Consider the following 16992-nt stretch of genomic DNA (forward strand, 5'->3'; position numbering starts at 1 on the left):
GATCCTCTCCGGCGCGAAGGCCGGTCGGCGGCCGGTGCGGCGGCCGGCGCGACGGCTGGTCCACGGCCGGGAGGAGGGTGTCCGGGCATGACCGCGCGGCGGTCATGTACTAGAGTTATCTCGACATCGAGATATCTGCCGAAGGCGTACCGCAAGCCGCCTATCGGTAAGGGTTACCTAACTAAGCCTTACCTTAGCGGATCGGCGAGGAGCCGTGGCGGCAGCATTGAGGTAGTACGCGCACATTGATGAAGGAGACTGTCGTGTCGGCGAACAGCTTCGACGCCCGCAGCACGCTGCGCGTGGGCGACGAGTCGTACGAGATCTTCAGGCTGGACAAGGTCGAGGGCTCCGCGCGCCTCCCCTACAGCCTCAAGGTCCTCCTGGAGAACCTGCTCCGCACCGAGGACGGCGCGAACATCACCGCCGACCACATCCGGGCCCTCGGCAACTGGGACTCCCAGGCCCAGCCCAGCCAGGAGATCCAGTTCACGCCGGCCCGCGTGATCATGCAGGACTTCACCGGTGTTCCCTGTGTCGTCGACCTCGCCACCATGCGCGAGGCCGTCAAGGAGCTCGGCGGCGACCCGGCGAAGATCAACCCGCTGGCCCCGGCCGAGCTGGTCATCGACCACTCCGTCATCGCCGACAAGTTCGGCACCGCGGACGCCTTCGGCCAGAACGTCGAGCTCGAGTACGGCCGCAACAAGGAGCGCTACCAGTTCCTGCGCTGGGGCCAGACCGCCTTCGACGAGTTCAAGGTCGTCCCGCCGGGCACCGGCATCGTCCACCAGGTGAACATCGAGCACCTGGCCCGCACCGTCATGGTCCGAGGCGGCCAGGCGTACCCGGACACCCTCGTCGGCACCGACTCGCACACCACCATGGTCAACGGCCTCGGTGTGCTCGGCTGGGGCGTCGGCGGCATCGAGGCCGAGGCCGCCATGCTCGGCCAGCCGGTCTCCATGCTCATCCCGCGCGTCGTCGGCTTCAAGCTGACCGGTGAGCTGCCCACCGGCACCACCGCCACCGACCTCGTGCTCACCATCACGGAGATGCTGCGCAAGCACGGCGTCGTCGGCAAGTTCGTCGAGTTCTACGGTGAGGGCGTCGCCGCCACCTCCCTCGCGAACCGCGCCACCATCGGCAACATGTCGCCGGAGTTCGGCTCCACCGCCGCGATCTTCCCGATCGACGGCGAGACCCTGAAGTACCTCAAGCTCACCGGCCGCTCCGAGCAGCAGGTCGCGCTCGTCGAGGCGTACGCCAAGGAGCAGGGCCTCTGGCTCGACCCGGCCGCCGAGCCCGACTTCTCCGAGAAGCTTGAGCTCGACCTCTCCACGGTCGTCCCCTCGATCGCCGGCCCGAAGCGCCCGCAGGACCGTATCGTCCTCGCGAACGCCGCCGAGCAGTTCAAGCAGGACGTCCGCAACTACGTCGACAGCGTGGACGAGGCGGGCCAGGAGTCCTTCCCGGCCTCCGACGCCCCGGCCGTCGCCCCCAACGGCGCCCCGTCCAACCCGGTCACCGTCACCGCCCCCGACGGCTCGACCTACACGATCGACCACGGCGCCGTCACCGTCGCCGCGATCACCTCCTGCACCAACACCTCGAACCCGTACGTCATGGTCGCCGCCGCGCTGGTGGCCAAGAAGGCGGTCGAGAAGGGCCTGACCCGCAAGCCGTGGGTCAAGACCACCCTCGCCCCGGGCTCCAAGGTCGTCACCGACTACTTCGACAAGGCGGGCCTGACCCCCTACCTCGACAAGGTCGGCTTCAACCTCGTCGGCTACGGCTGCACCACCTGCATCGGCAACTCCGGCCCGCTGCCGGAGGAGGTCTCGAAGGCGGTCAACGACCACGACCTCGCGGTCACCTCGGTCCTGTCCGGCAACCGCAACTTCGAGGGCCGGATCAACCCCGACGTCAAGATGAACTACCTCGCCTCCCCGCCGCTGGTCGTCGCGTACGCCCTCGCCGGTTCGATGAAGGTGGACATCACCAAGGACGCGCTCGGCACCGACACCGAGGGCAAGCCGGTCTACCTGGCCGACATCTGGCCGACCGAGGCCGAGGTCAACGACGTCGTCGCCAACGCCATCGGCGAGGACATGTTCTCCAAGTCCTACTCCGACGTCTTCGCGGGCGACGCCCAGTGGCAGGCGCTGCCGATCCCGACCGGCAACACCTTCGAGTGGGACCCGCAGTCCACCTACGTGCGCAAGCCCCCGTACTTCGAGGGCATGACGATGGAGACCACCCCGGTCTCCGACATCGCCGGCGCGCGCGTCCTCGCCAAGCTGGGCGACTCGGTCACCACCGACCACATCTCCCCGGCCGGCGCCATCAAGGCCGACACCCCGGCCGGCAAGTACCTCACGGAGCACGGCGTCGAGCGCCGCGACTTCAACAGCTACGGCTCGCGCCGCGGCAACCACGAGGTCATGATCCGCGGTACGTTCGCCAACATCCGCCTGCGCAACCAGATCGCGCCGGGCACCGAGGGCGGCTACACGCGTGACTTCACGCAGGACGGCGGCCCGGTCTCCTTCATCTACGACGCCTCGCAGAACTACCAGGCCGCCGGCGTCCCGCTGGTGATCCTGGCGGGCAAGGAGTACGGCTCCGGCTCGTCCCGCGACTGGGCCGCCAAGGGCACCGCGCTCCTCGGCGTCAAGGCCGTCGTCGCCGAGTCGTACGAGCGCATCCACCGCTCGAACCTCATCGGCATGGGCGTCCTGCCGCTCCAGTTCCCGGAGGGCGCCTCGGCCGAGTCCCTCGGCCTGACCGGTGAGGAGACCTTCTCCATCTCCGGCGTCACCGAGCTGAACAACGGCACCACGCCGCGCACGGTCAAGGTCACCACCGACACCGGTGTGGAGTTCGACGCGGTCGTCCGCATCGACACCCCCGGTGAGGCGGACTACTACCGCAACGGCGGCATCATGCAGTACGTGCTGCGCAACCTCATTCGTGGATAAGCACAGCCGCGGCTGACGCCGCGGACAGGCCGAAGGGCCGCACTCCTCACCGAGGAGTGCGGCCCTTCGCGTTCCGTCAGAACAGCAGGCGGTAGGTGTTCCAGCCGCTGGTGCCGATCTTCACGCGGGGCTTGAACGGGGCCGCCGCGCTGCCGGTGCCCTTGTACAGGTAGAGGGCGCCGAGCGTGTCCCGGGCGATCAGGTCCGTCCGGCCGTCGATGTCGATGTCACCGACGGAGACGAGGGCGTTGAACTGGTTCCAGCCCGTGCCGATCTTGGTGCGGGTGGCGAACGGCGCCGTGTGGCTGCCGGTGCCCTTGTAGAGCCACAGCGTGCCGGAGCCGTCGCGGGCGACGATGTCGGCCTTGCCGTCGCCGGTCAGGTCGCCCTTGCCGGCGATCTGGTTGTAGATCTGCCAGCCGCCGCCGACCTTCTTGCGGGTGTTGACCTTGCCGTTGCCGTAGCCCAGGTAGATCCACAGCGCGCCGGAGCCGTCCCGCGCGATCAGGTCGTCGGCCACGCCGCCCGCGAGATTGCCGGGCGAGACCATCTTGTTGTAGATGTGCCAACCGGAGCCGATGGAGAAGGGCTGCTGGCCCCAGCCGCCGTAGTACACACCGCCGGTGCTGGTGATCTGCCAGAAGCCGTCGGAGTTTCCGTCGGCGTCGTTGTCCACCTGGGTGGCGTGCTTGATGATGTCCCAGCCGTCCCCGCTCCAGATGCGGCTGTCCAGGCCGCCGCTGCCGTTCGGCGGGTAACCGTACACGTCTCCCGGGGAGTTGACGCCGTAGAGGGCGTTGACCGGGGCGTCGCCGGGCTCGGCTTGGATGCCGAAGGCGGAGCCGCCCGGCGAGGGCGTGCTCACGGCGTTGGCGGCGGGCGCCGGAGTCGGCCTGTCGGCGGCGGAGGCGGCACCGGCGGCCGTGCCGGTGACGAGCAGGGCGACAGCGGTCGCCGCGGCGGCGAGGCGGACCCGTGCCCGGCCGCGCTTGAGGCCAGAAAGTTCGGCCACGTAGTTCTCCCAACGGAAGGATCGACAGAAGTGGCTCGCCCCGCGAGGCGAGGCGAGCCACAGGATCACCATAGACCTTCCACCGGACGTTCACGTATCAATACGTGTCGTGGCGCAAGGAGTTGTACGCGACAGGTGAGCCTCGCTACCGGCCGAGGAGTTCCACCTCCGCGAGCGACGCCTCGTCCGCGGCCACCAGTCGGTAGTGCGCGTACGCCCCCGGCCTCTCGACCGTGAACACCCGCGTCTGCCGGTCCCAGCGGAACGACTCGCCCGACCGCTCGTCCAGGTCCGTCCACGACCGGCCGTCGGCCGAGCCCTGCAGGACCCAGCCCGTCGGCGCCTTGTCCTTCGCCGCCGACGTCAGCGTGTACTCCACCGCCCGGGATCCCGGCGCCACCGGCAGGTCGACCGACGTGAAGGCCGCCGACGTGCGCGAGGTGTTGTCGAGGAGCGGGCCGCCGGCCGTGGTCATGTCGTGCCGCGGGGCGGGGACCTTGTCGTCCTTGGTGAGGGAGACGGGCGCGGCGTCCTTGCCCGTGCCCCACGTGGACGGCTCGGCGCCCATCGCGAACTCCAGGGTGCCGCCCTCGGCGATCACCTCGTGCGGCAGTGACGTGGAGTCCCACTTCTCGCCGTTGACCTTCAGGCCCTGCACGTAGATGTTCCGCGCGCTGTTCCTCGGGGCCTTCACGACCAGTTCGCGTCCGTTGTCGAGGTGCACGGTCGCCTTCGTGAACAGGGGCGAGCCGATGGTGTACTCCCCGCTGCCCATCACCAGCGGGTAGAACCCGAGCGCGGAGAACAGGTACCAGGCGGACTGCTCGCCGTTGTCCTCGTCGCCGTGGTAGCCCTGGCCGATCTCGCTGCCCGTGTACAGGCGCGACAGCACCTCGCGAACCTTCTCCTGCGTCTTCCACGGCTGGGACGCCGCGTTGTACATGTAGGTGACGTGGTGGGCCACTTGGTTCGAGTGGCCGTACATGCCCATCCGCACGTCGCGCGCCTCGGTCATCTCGTGGATGACGGAGCCGTACGAGCCGACGAACTCCGGCGACGCCGTCTCGGGCGTGGCGAAGTAGGTGTCGAGCTTCTTGCCGAGGCCCGAGCGGCCGCCGTAGAGGTTGGCGAGACCGCGCGAGTCCTGGGGCGCGGTGAAGGCGTAGCCCCAGCCGTTGGTCTCCGTGTAGTCGTAGCCCCACACCCGCGGGTCGTACCGGCCCGACGGAACGCGCCAGTCGCCCTTGAGGTTGCGGCCCTGGAAGAAGCCGGCCTCGGAGTCGAAGAGCGTGACGTAGTTGCGGGCGCGGTTCAGGAAGTACTCCGACTCCTCCCGGTAGCGCGCCTTCTTCGTCTTCTCGTACAGCGCCTTGCCCATCTCGGCGAGCCCGTAGTCGTTGAGGTAGCCCTCCAGCGACCACGACAGGCCCTCGTGGGTCTCGGTGGAGGCGTAGCCGAGGAACGGCGAGGTCTCCATGCCCTTGCGGCCCACGCCCGACGACGGCGGGACCACGGTCGCGTTCTTCAGCGCGGCCTCGTACGCCGCCTCCGCGTCGAAGTCCACGCCCTTGACGTAGGCGTCGGCGAAGGCCACGTCCGAGCTGGTGCCGGTCATCAGGTCCGCGTAGCCCGGGGAGGACCACCGGGAGATCCAGCCGCCGTCCTTGTACTGCTGGACGAAGCCGTCCACCAGCTCGCCCGCCTTCTTCGGCGTCAGGAAGGAGTACGCGGGCCAGGTCGTGCGGTAGGTGTCCCAGAAGCCGTTGTTGACGTACACCTTGCCGTCGACGATCTTCGCGCCGGTCCGGGTCGGGGTGTCGGGCCCGGGCATCGGCGAGAAGGGGCTCGCGTACTGGTACCGGGGCTTCTGCTTGCTGCCGGTGTTCTCGAAGCCCGAGTTCGGGTACAGGTACAGCCGGTACAGGCTGGAGTAGAGCGTGGTCAGCTGGTCGTGCGTGGCGCCTTCGACCTCGACCCTGCCCAGCAGGTCGTCCCACGCGTCCTGCGCCTTGCCGCGGACGCGCTCGAAGCCGGTGCCCGCCGGGATCTCGTCGGCGAGGTTCTTCTTCGCCTGGTCCACGCTGATCAGCGAGGTGGCGATGCGCAGGGTCACCGTGCGGTCCTCGCCCGCGTCGAAGCGGAGCCTGCCGCTGACGCCGTCGGCCGCCGAGTCCGTGACCCGCGCGTCGAAGACGCCGTGGACGAACAGCCGCGTGGCACCCGTGGACAGACCGCTCTTGACGTCGGAGAAACCGGTGAAGGACCGGGTCGCGGGATCGAGCGTGAGACCGCCTTGCTTGGTCACGTTGTCGAAGATCACGCTCGCGTCGTCACCGGGGTAGGTGAACCGCATCATCGCCGCGTGGTCGGTCGGCGTCATCTCGGCCTTGAGGCCGTTCTCGAACGTCACGCCGTAGTAGTGCGGGCGCGCCGTCTCGTTCTCGTGCCGGAAGGGCAGCGCCCGGCCGGTGCGCGAGGTGTCCGGGGTGCCCGCCGCGGCGGACGGCATCAGCTGGAACGTCTGCCGGTCGCCCATCCACGGGCTCGGCTCGTGGCTGGTGCTGAACGCCTGCACGGTCGGGAGGTTGTCCGCGTTGTTGCCGCGCGCGTACTCGTAGAGCCAGCTCTGGGAGCCCGCGTTGGTGACCGGCGTCCAGAAGTTGAAGCCGTGCGGGACCGCGGTGGCGGGGAAGGTGTTGCCGCGGGAGAAGGAACCGCTGGAGTTGGTGCCGCGTGTCGTGGAGGCGTAGTCCGACAGGTGCTCCAGCCGCTTCTCGGGCGCCCTGGGCCTGATCGCGACGTCGTCGATCCAGCCCTGGAACTTCGCCGGCCCCTTGGGGGAGTCGTACGCCACCAGGACGCGGTCGACGGTCTTGCCGGCCGCGACCGTGCCGATGCCGGAGGCGACGGCGTTCCACTGGTTGACGTACAGCCGCTTGGCGGCGCCCTGGCCCTGGGGGGTCAGCAGCCCGCCGTGCGAGTCGACGGCCTTCAGGTCGCTCAGGTAGGTGCCGTCGGTGAAGGCGAGGTCCACGGCCACGTTCGTGGCGGGGTAGCCGAGGTCCGTCTCCGCCATGGCCGGGAAGACCTTGTACGACAGCTCGGTGTCGCGCCGCACGGCGATGTCGACGTCGAAGACCTTGTTGTACGAGTAGGCGCGGCCGTCCGGTGTGTGGGTGCCCGCGTACCGCAGCGCCCGCTTGCCGGTGAAACCGGCCCCGGCCTTGGCGGTGGGGGAGCCGCTGGGACCGCGGTCGACCTGGGTGCGCATGTCGTCCGGAACGGGGGTGCTCGTGTCGCCGTTGGAGAACTGGACGTCCGCGAGCTGGGTGATGCCGGACGCGCCGTTGTTCTTCGTGATCTCCAGGCGGTAGTGCGCGTACGCCGTCACCTCGGACGGCGAGCCGATGTCGTACGTCTTCGTCTCGAAGCGCTTGGCGAACGTCTCGCCCGCACGCGTGTCGAGGACGGTCCACGTCTTTCCGTCGGCCGATCCCTTGAGCGTCCAGTCCCTGGGGTCGCGCTCGGCGAAGTCGTTGGCGGACGTCAGCGCGTAGGTGGCGACCTTGACCGGCTCGTCGGTGTCGAACTCGACCCATCCCGTGGGCTCGAAGGTGAGCCACTTGCTGCCCGGCAGGAGGTCGACGAGATTTTCCTTCGTCTCGCCGGCGCCGGTGTTCTCGCCGCTGGCGCGCAGTTCGATCACCTTGTCGGTGACATTGCCCGGTATTCCGCTCGAGAATCCGCCGTCCACGCCCGACGACCGCTTCTTTCCGTCGGTGCCGACTTCGACGGTATTACGCCAATTGGGCTGTTTTTCATCCGCTTCGAAGGACGACGTGAATTCCCGGTCCGCGGCGGGGGATTGGCCGGGCTGCGCGGGAAGGGCGACGGCGGCGGAGGGGGCCGTCAACATGAGGAGTGAGGCGCTCACCGCGAGGGTGACCGCGTGGACTGGTCTCTGCCGGGGTCGGATTCTGGGCTGCATCCCGGGTCATTCCTCCAGGGGAAAGGCGCGTTGGACAACGTTGTCAAGCGCGAGGCGCAGGATCCAGTAGGGAGCCAAGCTTCCTTCGATGTCAAGGGTGTTGGCGATGCGGGCGGGTCGGAATATGGTGTTCCGCGAAGATTGCAGCGGTCGTAAGGGTGTACAGGGGTCGCATGTATCCGCGAGGTCTCAACTCGGGAAAGACTGCCGTCCAACCTTGCATTCGATCTTGCTCACTTGGCGGGAAGTGGACTATACCTGTCGGCGTCCGTATAGCAAGTACAGGTTGCGGGCAGGGGGGACGAGCTGCGGCCGGGGCCACGCGGACCGGCGGCCGTGAGAAGGTCCGTTCCCGCTGCCGGCCGGTGCACGACCCGAGCTTCACTGGGTTTCCCTTCGGGAAAACACAGCAACCGACAGCGGTAACGGGGCCCTTCGCCTGAGGCGAGCAGTACGGGCGACCGGTACACCGCCTGAGTCCTGGAGAAGGCGAGGACTTGAGCATGGGATCCACCTCCGCCCACGACAACAATGAGGGCCTCAGCCGTCGAAATCTGATCAAGCGGTCGGCCGCACTCGGTCTGATTGCCGTCCCGACGATGAGTTTCCTGTCCGCGTGCGCCAGCAGCGGCAGCGGTGACGACCAGGAGAAGCAGAAGGGCGAGGTGACGAAGGACAACCCGTTCGGCGTCGCCAAGGGCGGCACGCTCGACGTCGTCATCTTCAAGGGCGGCTTCGGCGACCAGTACGCCATCGAGTGGGAGAAGCTGTACAAGGCCAAGTACGGCCCGAAGATCAGCCACCTGGGCACGCAGGAGATCACCGGCAAGCTCCAGCCGCGCTTCAACGCGGGCAACCCGCCGGACGTGGTCGACGACTCCGGCGCCCAGCAGATCAAGCTCGACGTGCTGCACAAGAACGGTCAACTCGCCGACCTCACCGAACTCCTCGAGGCGCCGTCCGTCGACGACCCGAACAAGAAGGTCAAGGACGTCCTGATCCCGGGCACCGCCGACAAGGGCTTCATCGGCGGCAAGATGCACGCGCTCAACTACGTCTACACGGTCTGGGGCGTCTGGTACTCCGGCAAGCTCTTCAAGGAGAAGGGCTGGGAGGTCCCGAAGACGTGGGACGCCTTCCTGGGGATCATGCAGGAGGCCAAGAAGGACGGCATCGGCGGCCTCGCCCACCAGGGCAAGCACCCCTACTACATCAACGTCATGATCATGGACCTGATCGCCAAGACCGGCGGTCTGGACGCCATGAAGGCGATCGACAACCTCGACCCCAAGGCCTTCGTCGGCAGCGACGTGGCCAAGCAGTCCATCGAGGCGATCTACGAGATCGTCGACAAGGGCCTGCTCATGCCCGGCACCAACTCCCTTGACCACATCGAGTCGCAGACCGCGTGGAACGAGGGCAAGGCCGTCTTCATCCCCTCCGGCTCCTGGCTGGAGAACGAGCAGCTGAAGCAGACCCCGGCGGACTTCGACATGAAGTTCCTGCCGATGCCGCTGCTGCCGGACAGCAAGCTGCCCTTCGAGGCCATCCGGGCCGGTGCGGGTGAGCCGTTCATCGTCCCGGAGAAGGCCAGGAACAAGGCGGGCGGCCTGGAGTTCCTCCGGATGATGCTGTCCAAGGAATGGTCGACGAAGTTCGCCCAGGTGGCCAACTCGCTGACGATCCTTCAGAACGGTGTCGACAAGAGCGTGTCCCTGCGCCCCGGCACCAAGTCGGCCGTCGAGGCCGTCGACGCCTGTCCGGTCGAGCAGCGCTTCGACTACTTCTACACCACCTGGTACAGCGAGATGGACGAGTCCATCCGCACCGCCTCCGCCGAGCTCATGGCCAAGCGCATCCAGCCGAACGAATGGCTCAAGCGGGCGCAGGCCGCGGTCGACAAGGCGGCCAAGGACCCGGCGAGCAAGAACAACAAGCGTCAGTAGCCGAGGCCGGAAAACCAGGGGCAGGGTGCCATGCAACAGGGAAAGTACCGGTTCGTCACCGGATTTCTGATCGTTCCGGTCGTGCTGTACGCGGTCTTCATGATCTGGCCGTATCTGCAGACCTTCGGATACTCCTTCACGAACTGGCAGGGCCAGTCGCAGGAGATGAGCTTCGTCGGACTCGACAACTACACCGCGCTGTTCTCCGACGAGGTGTTCCTGAAGGCCCTGTGGCACAACATCCTGCTCCTGATCTTCCTGCCGATCGCGACCATCCTGCTCGCCCTCTTCTTCGCCTTCATGGTGAACGTGGGCGGGCGGGGCGGCTCCGGCGGAATCCGCGGAGTGAAGGGATCGGGCCTCTACAAGATCCTCTTCTTCGTCCCGCACGTGCTCTCGATCGCCATCCTCGCCGTGCTCTGGCGGGCGATCTACCGCGGTGACGTCGCCGGCCTGATCAACGGCATCTTCATCAAGCTGGGCCTGTCCGACCCCGCGCACCCGATCGAATGGCTCAACGAGCCCGATCTCGTGCTGTGGTGCGTGGCCTTCGTGCTGCTGTGGTGGGGCGTCGGCTTCTACCTCGTGCTGTTCTCCGCCGCGATGCAGTCGGTGCCGAAGGAGATCTACGAGGCCGCGCTGCTGGACGGCGCGAGCCGGACGCAGTCCTTCTTCCGGGTCACGCTGCCGCTGCTGTGGGACACGGTGCAGACGGCCTGGGTGTACCTCGCGATCCTCGCCATGGACTGCTTCGCCCTCATCTCCGTCATGACACCGGGCAACAGCTACGGCGGCGGCCCCGACCACAACAGCGAGGTCATGGCGACCTACCTGATGCGCAACTTCCTCTCCTTCGGAAAGAGCGGTTACGCCTGCGCCATGGGCGTCGTCATCCTCGTCCTCACGCTGATCCTGTCCCTCGTCACGCTGCGGGTCAGCCGCCGCGAGCGCATCGAATACTGAGCGGGGAACACGCCATGTCGAACACCCGGTTGATCACCGGCGTCGGGAAGGACGCCGTGCCCGGCCCGCGCGGCTCGCAGAACGGTGTGGACGGCCGCACCGGATCCGGCGGCGGCGACGGCGAGGGCAGGGTCCTCAACGTCTTCTCCCACGGCTTCCTGATCCTGTGGGCCGTGATGATCGTGCTGCCGCTCTTCTGGCTGCTGATCGGCTCCTTCAAGACCGACACGGAGATCGGCGCCAGCGCCTGGTCGTGGCCGTCGAACTGGAACTTCGACGCCTTCGGCCGCGCCTGGGAGAAGGGGATCGGCGACTACTTCGCCAACACCCTGATCGTGCTCGCCTTCTCCATCCCGCTGACGATGCTGCTCGGCGCGATGGCGGCGTACGTGCTCGCCCGCTACGAGTTCCCGGGCAACCGCTTCTTCTACTACTTCTTCGTCGCCGGCGCGATGTTCCCGGTCTACCTGGGCCTGGTGCCGCTGTACTTCCTCGTCGACATGCTCGGCATGCTCAACACGTACCAGGGTCTGATCCTGGTCTACATCGCCTACTCGCTGCCCTTCACCGTCTTCTTCATGCACGCGTTCTTCCGGACGCTGCCCACGGCCATCCACGAGGCCGCGGTCATCGACGGCGCCTCCCACACCCGGATCTTCTTCCAGGTCATGGTCCCGATGGCCAAGCCCGGCCTGCTCAGCGTCGGGATCTTCAACGTGCTCGGCCAGTGGAACCAGTACATCCTCCCCATGACCCTGATGCAGCAGCAGAGCGGCTTCGACAAGGACCGCTCGGTGCTCACCCAGGGCCTGGTGCTGCTGAACCAGCAGCAGGGATACGAGGGCGACCTGCCGGTGATCTTCGCGGGCATGACGATCGCCATGCTGCCCGTGATCGTCGTGTACCTGTCCTTCCAGCGGCAGGTCCAGTCCGGTCTCACCGCGGGCACGCTCAAGTAACGAAGACGACTCCGCCGCCTGCCGCGGCACGCCCCCGGGCCCCGTTCGACGCCGCGTCGAACGGGGCCCGGGCGTTGATCCGCCCTGGTGCCGGGGCTCTGTCGCCCTTGCTCAAGGTCTTGACGCGAAAGGCCCCGAGAGTTGAGCTTAGGGTTCACAAGTTGGAGAGATGTCGGGGTTCCCTCGCGGTGCCCCGACCGGGGGCGGTCGTCGTGCCGCCCACCGGGGGCAGGAGTGGATGAGTCAATGGAGACTCCGGGATCGCAGACATCACTGCACCGGGCCAACCTCGAGCGGGTCGTGCGCGCGGTGCGCATGGCCGGCTCGCTCACGCAGGCGGAGATCGCCAGGAGCACCGGCCTCTCCGCGGCCACGGTCTCCAACATCGTCCGTGAGCTCAAGGACGGCGGCACGGTCGAGGTGACGCCCACCTCCGCGGGCGGCAGGCGCGCCCGCAGCGTCTCCCTCAGCGGCGACGCGGGCATCGTGATCGGGGTCGACTTCGGCCACACCCACCTGCGGGTCGCGGTCGGCAACCTCGCTCACCAGGTGCTGGCGGAGGAGGCCGAGCCGCTGGACGTGGACGCCTCGTCGGCCGAGGGCTTCGGCCGGGCCGAAGCGCTGGTCAACCGGCTCCTCGAGGCCACCGGCATCGGCCCCGGGAAGATCATCGGCGTCGGTCTGGGCGTGCCCGGCCCCATCGACGTGGAGTCCGGCACGCTCGGCTCCACGGCCATCCTGCCGGGCTGGACCGGCATAAACCCCAGCGACGAGCTCTCCGGGCGCCTGGGCGTCCCGGTCTACGTCGACAACGACGCCAACCTCGGCGCGCTCGGCGAGCTGGTGTGGGGGAGCGGACGCGGGGTCAAGGACCTCGCCTACATCAAGGTGGCCAGCGGTGTGGGCGCCGGGCTGGTCATAGACGGTCAGATCTACCGCGGGCCCGGCGGCACCGCGGGGGAGATCGGGCACATCACGCTCGACGAGTCGGGTCCGGTGTGCCGCTGCGGCAACCGGGGCTGCCTGGAGACCTTCGCGGCCGCCCGGTACGTGCTGCCGCTGCTGCAGCCGAGCCACGGCGACGGGCTGACCATGGAGAAGGTGGTGCGGCTCGCCCGCGAGGGGGACCCCGGCTGCCGGCGCGTGGTGGCCGACGTGGGCCGCCACATCGGCAGCGGCGTGGCGAACCTGTGCAACCTGCTGAACCCGAGCCGGGTGGTGCTGGGCGGCGATCTGGCGGAGGCTGGAGAGTTGGTACTGGGACCCATCCGCGAGTCCGTCTCGCGCTACGCGATCCCCAGCGCGGCGAGGCAGCTCTCGGTGGCGCCGGGAGCGCTCGGCGGACGCGCCGAGGTCCTTGGAGCCCTTGCCCTCGTGCTCAGCGAAATGGGTGATTCGACCCTTCTGGAGAGCGCGTTGCCCACCAGGACTCCTGCCTTCACTTAGATAACGGATGGCACCGTTGTCATCTCGTTAAGGATTTACTCCTTGACGCTGGCGGCGGGGCCGAGTTGACTTCCAGCCACCTCGGCCGCAGCGACGCGGCCTCGTCAGGGAGGTTTACATCGTGAACGCACATCTGCGTCGTGCCGCCATCGCTGCCGCTGCCACCGCAATGGCCGTCTCGCTCGCCGCCTGCGGCCAGGCGGGGGAGTCGGGCGACGCCGCCGACGAGACCGGCGCGAAGAAGGGCGACGACCTCACCATCGGACTGCTCCTGCCGGAGAACCAGACCGCGCGCTACGAGAAGTTCGACAAGCCGCTCATCGAGAAGAAGATCAGCGAGCTCACGGGTGGCAAGGCCAAGGTCGTCTACGCCAACGCCAAGCAGGACGCCACGCTGCAGACGCAGCAGGTCGACACCATGATCACGAACAAGGTCGACGCCCTGATCGTGGACGCCGTCGACGCGAAGGCCATCGCCGGCAGCGTCAAGAAGGCCAAGGACGCCGACATCCCGGTCGTCGCCTTCGACCGCCTGGCAGAGGGCCCGATCGACGCCTACACCTCGTTCGACAACGAAGAGGTCGGCCACGTCCAGGGCAAGGCCCTGCTGGAGGCCCTCGGCGACAAGGCCAAGGACGGCCAGATCGTCATGATGAACGGCGCCATCACGGACCCGAACGCCGCGCTGTTCAAGAAGGGCGCCCACGCCGAGCTCGACGGCAAGGTGAACATCGGCAAGGAGTACGACACCAAGGAGTGGAAGCCGGAGAACGCCAACGCCAACATGGAGGCCGCGATCTCGGCCCTCGGCAAGGACAAGATCATCGGCGTCTACTCCGCGAACGACGGCATGGCGGGCGGCATCATCACCGCCCTCAAGGCCGGCGGCTTCTCCAAGCTCCCGCCGGTCACGGGCCAGGACGCCGAGCTCGCCGGTGTGCAGCGGATCGTGGCGGGCGAGCAGTTCATGAGCGTCTACAAGCCGTACGCGCCGGAGGCCGCCGCCGCGGCCGAGATGGCCGTGGCGCTCGCCAAGGGCGAGTCGCTCGACTCGATCGCCAAGGAGAAGGTGGACAGCCCCACCAACCAGGGCATCCCGTCGGTGCTCGTCCCGGTCGTCTCGCTGACCAAGGACAACATCAAGGACACGGTGATCAAGGACGGCGTCTACACCGTCCAGGAGATCTGCACCCCGAAGTTCAAGGCCGCGTGTGACCAGCTCGGCCTGAAGTAAGGCCGCACGCCGGAGCACCGGTCCCCGGCGCTCCGGCCTCTGCCCGGGGACGGTCCCGTCCCCGCAGAAACCTTCCGGTGGCCTCTCCCGCCATCCAGCCCCCGCTGCGGGAGGGGCACCGGTCGGAACACTCATGCATATCTGCACTGCTCAGCCTCCGCGCCGCCTACCCCGTGGCGCGGCATCCCCGCCGGTCAGGCGGCGAAGGAGATGGTTCACGTGTCCGCTACGCCCGTGTTGGCGTTGCGCGGGGTCTCCAAGCGGTTCGGTGCCGTCCAGGCGCTCACCGACGTAGAGCTCGAGATCCACGCCGGTGAGGTGGTCGCCCTGGTCGGCGACAACGGCGCCGGAAAGTCCACGCTGGTCAAGACGATCGCCGGCGTGCATCCCATCGATGAAGGCGTCATCGAGTGGGAGGGCAGGGGCGTGTCGATCAACCGCCCCCACGACGCCCAGAACCTCGGCATCGCGACGGTCTACCAGGACCTCGCGCTGTGCGACAACATCGACGTCGTCGGCAACCTCTACCTCGGCCGCGAGCTCCGCAAGCGCGGTGTGCTCGACGAGGTCGAGATGGAGCGCCGCGCCCTCGAACTGCTCAAGACGCTGTCGATCCGCATCCCCAGCGTCCGCATCCCGATCGCCTCGCTGTCCGGCGGTCAGCGCCAGACCGTGGCCATCGCGCGGTCGATGCTCGGCGAGCCCAAGCTCGTCATCCTCGACGAGCCCACCGCCGCCCTGGGCGTCGAGCAGACGGCACAGGTGCTCGACCTCGTGGAGCGGCTGCGGGAGCGCGGCCACGCCGTGATCCTGATCAGCCACAACATGGCCGACGTCAAGGCGGTCGCCGACAAGGTCGCCGTACTCCGGCTCGGCCGGAACAACGGCGTCTTCGAGGTCAAGTCGACCTCGCAGGAAGACATCATCTCCGCCATCACCGGCGCCACGGACAACGCCGTGACCCGCCGTGCGGCGCGCAACGCGGAGGTTCAGAAGTGAGCACCGAGAAGACCTCCACCCACGTCGAGGCGCCCGTCGTCAATCCGGACGCCGCACACGACGCGGTCACCGCGGTCGACCCCCGCCTGCTGGTGCGCGAGCAGGGCCTCAAGGGCTACGTCTCCGAGTTCCGGCGGAAGATGCACGCCGGTGACCTGGGCTCGATCCCGGTCGTCCTGGGCCTGGTGATCATCGCGATCATCTTCCAGAGCCTGAACTCCGCCTTCCTCTCGGCGGAGAACCTGAACAACATCGCCGTCACCATGGTCGGCACGGGCATGATGGCCGTCGGCATCATCTTCGTCCTGCTGCTCGGTGAGATCGACCTGTCGGTCGGCTCCGTCAGCGGTGTCGCGGGCGCCATCGTCGCCGTCATGAGCGTCAGCCACGGGATGAACGAGTGGCTCGCCGTCCTCGTCGCCCTCGGCGGAGGCGCGGCCATCGGCGCCCTGCACGGCTTCTTCTTCGCCAGGATCGGTGCGCCCGCGTTCGCCGTCACGCTGGCGGGCCTGCTGTTCTGGCTCGGCTTCATGCTCCAGCTCCTCGGCGACGCCGGAACGATCAACCTGGACTCCGAGGGTGTCGTCGGCAAGCTGACCACGTACTACTTCTCGGACATCGCGGCCGCCTACGGCCTCGCCGCCGTGGCCGTAGGCGTGTTCTTCCTGACGTCGTTCTTCGACAACCGCCGCCGGGAAGCCGCGGGCGTTCCGTCCCGGCCGGTGTCCGACATCGTGCTGCGCACGGTGCTCCTCGCGATCGTCGCCTTCGCGGCGGCGGCCATGTTCAACCAGTACAAGGGTCTGCCGCTGGCGCTGGTGCTGTTCCTCGCGGTCCTCGTGATCACGGACTTCGTGCTCCGCCGCACCGCCTACGGCCGCAAGATCTTCGCGCTGGGCGGCAGCGTCGAGGCGTCCCGCCGTGCCGGTATCAACGTCACCGCGGTCCGCATCTCGGTCTTCGCCCTGGCCGGGTTCTTCGCGGCGGTCGGCGGCCTGTTCTGGGCCTCCAAGATCGCCGCCGCCAACCAGAGCGCCGGCACCGGTGACCTGCTGATGAACGTCATCGCGGCGGCCGTCATCGGCGGCACCAGCCTCTTCGGCGGCCGGGGCCGCACCTGGAACGCCCTGCTCGGCGTCATGGTGATCGTCTCGATCCAGTACGGCCTCGCCCTGGAGGGCATCGCGACACCCGTCGTCTACATGATCACCGGCGGTGTGCTGCTCGCCACGGTCGTGATCGACTCCATCACCCGCAAGACCCAGAAGACCGCTGGTCGCGCCTGATACGACCCCCAGTGCCCGGCACCGCACGGCGGTGCCGGGCACTGCTGCGTGCGGCCGCGGCGTGACCGACAACGCACGGCCGCGCGTCGTAGATCGCGACCGGAACATTAGACTCGGGCAATCGGCAAGGCTCGATCAGCTCGAAGCAAGGAGGCAGAGTGACGCAGCCGCGCGAAGC

10 protein-coding genes are annotated in these 16992 nt (G+C 68.0%); 8 read left to right on the forward strand and 2 right to left on the reverse strand.

Annotation, left to right across the window (positions count from 1 at the left end; all coding sequences use genetic code 11):
* Window positions 1-263: 263 nt before the first annotated feature.
* The gene (acnA, locus tag ACWD0A_RS15275; RefSeq protein ID WP_451298387.1) at window positions 264-2981 is read left to right on the forward strand and encodes an aconitate hydratase AcnA; all 2718 of its coding nucleotides are present in this window, start codon (window positions 264-266) and stop codon (window positions 2979-2981) included.
* 76 nt (window positions 2982-3057) lie between these two features.
* Here the strand turns inward: acnA and ACWD0A_RS15280 are convergent, their stop codons facing one another.
* Together ACWD0A_RS15280 and ACWD0A_RS15285 are read right to left on the reverse strand one after the other, a co-directional pair.
* Complete coding sequence (locus tag ACWD0A_RS15280; protein WP_451298213.1) at window positions 3058-3993, reverse strand: FG-GAP repeat domain-containing protein; 936 nt, start codon at window positions 3991-3993, stop codon at window positions 3058-3060.
* A gap of 145 nt (window positions 3994-4138) precedes the next feature.
* Window positions 4139-7981, reverse strand: a complete 3843-nt coding sequence (locus ACWD0A_RS15285) for a GH92 family glycosyl hydrolase (protein WP_451298215.1) — start codon at window positions 7979-7981, stop codon at window positions 4139-4141.
* A gap of 503 nt (window positions 7982-8484) precedes the next feature.
* Here ACWD0A_RS15285 and ngcE point away from each other — a divergent pair.
* The 7 genes from ngcE to ACWD0A_RS15320 all read left to right on the forward strand — a co-directional run bounded on the left by ngcE (window position 8485) and on the right by ACWD0A_RS15320 (window position 16814).
* Window positions 8485-9927 carry an N-acetylglucosamine/diacetylchitobiose ABC transporter substrate-binding protein gene (gene ngcE / locus ACWD0A_RS15290; RefSeq protein ID WP_451298217.1) on the forward strand — a complete coding sequence of 481 codons (1443 nt, stop codon included), beginning with the start codon at window positions 8485-8487 and terminating at the stop codon, window positions 9925-9927.
* 30 nt (window positions 9928-9957) lie between these two features.
* Entirely contained in the window at window positions 9958-10890 is a 933-nt protein-coding gene (locus tag ACWD0A_RS15295; RefSeq protein WP_307712911.1) for a carbohydrate ABC transporter permease, read from the forward strand.
* Between the two features lie 14 nt (window positions 10891-10904).
* Window positions 10905-11849, forward strand: a complete 945-nt coding sequence (locus ACWD0A_RS15300; protein ID WP_451298219.1) for a carbohydrate ABC transporter permease — start codon at window positions 10905-10907, stop codon at window positions 11847-11849.
* A 246-nt stretch (window positions 11850-12095) separates the two neighbouring features.
* A complete protein-coding gene (locus tag ACWD0A_RS15305; protein WP_451298221.1) occupies window positions 12096-13295 on the forward strand; it encodes an ROK family transcriptional regulator in 1200 nt (399 codons plus the stop codon).
* 169 nt (window positions 13296-13464) lie between these two features.
* Complete coding sequence (locus ACWD0A_RS15310) at window positions 13465-14529, forward strand: substrate-binding domain-containing protein (RefSeq protein ID WP_177151841.1); 1065 nt, start codon at window positions 13465-13467, stop codon at window positions 14527-14529.
* A gap of 210 nt (window positions 14530-14739) precedes the next feature.
* Window positions 14740-15528, forward strand: coding sequence for an ATP-binding cassette domain-containing protein (locus ACWD0A_RS15315; RefSeq protein WP_177151831.1), 789 nt, complete (start codon window positions 14740-14742; stop codon window positions 15526-15528).
* The gene (locus tag ACWD0A_RS15320; RefSeq protein WP_307712907.1) at window positions 15525-16814 is read left to right on the forward strand and encodes a sugar ABC transporter permease; all 1290 of its coding nucleotides are present in this window, start codon (window positions 15525-15527) and stop codon (window positions 16812-16814) included. The genes ACWD0A_RS15315 and ACWD0A_RS15320 overlap by 4 nt, the downstream gene beginning before the upstream one ends.
* Window positions 16815-16992: the final 178 nt, after the last annotated feature.

It is taken from the genome of Streptomyces sp. NPDC002867 (assembly GCF_053591895.1).

Bases quoted from the DNA above. Each gene is read 5' to 3' on its own strand.
- ACWD0A_RS15285 (WP_451298215.1), bottom strand. From the start codon at position 7,981: ATGCAGCCCAGAATCCGACCCCGGCAGAGACCAGTCCACGCGGTCACC.
- ngcE (WP_451298217.1), top strand. From the start codon at position 8,485: ATGGGATCCACCTCCGCCCACGACAACAATGAGGGCCTCAGCCGTCGA.
- ACWD0A_RS15295 (WP_307712911.1), top strand. From the start codon at position 9,958: ATGCAACAGGGAAAGTACCGGTTCGTCACCGGATTTCTGATCGTTCCG.
- ACWD0A_RS15300 (WP_451298219.1), top strand. From the start codon at position 10,905: ATGTCGAACACCCGGTTGATCACCGGCGTCGGGAAGGACGCCGTGCCC.
- ACWD0A_RS15305 (WP_451298221.1), top strand. From the start codon at position 12,096: ATGGAGACTCCGGGATCGCAGACATCACTGCACCGGGCCAACCTCGAG.
- ACWD0A_RS15310 (WP_177151841.1), top strand. From the start codon at position 13,465: ATGGCCGTCTCGCTCGCCGCCTGCGGCCAGGCGGGGGAGTCGGGCGAC.
- ACWD0A_RS15315 (WP_177151831.1), top strand. From the start codon at position 14,740: ATGGTTCACGTGTCCGCTACGCCCGTGTTGGCGTTGCGCGGGGTCTCC.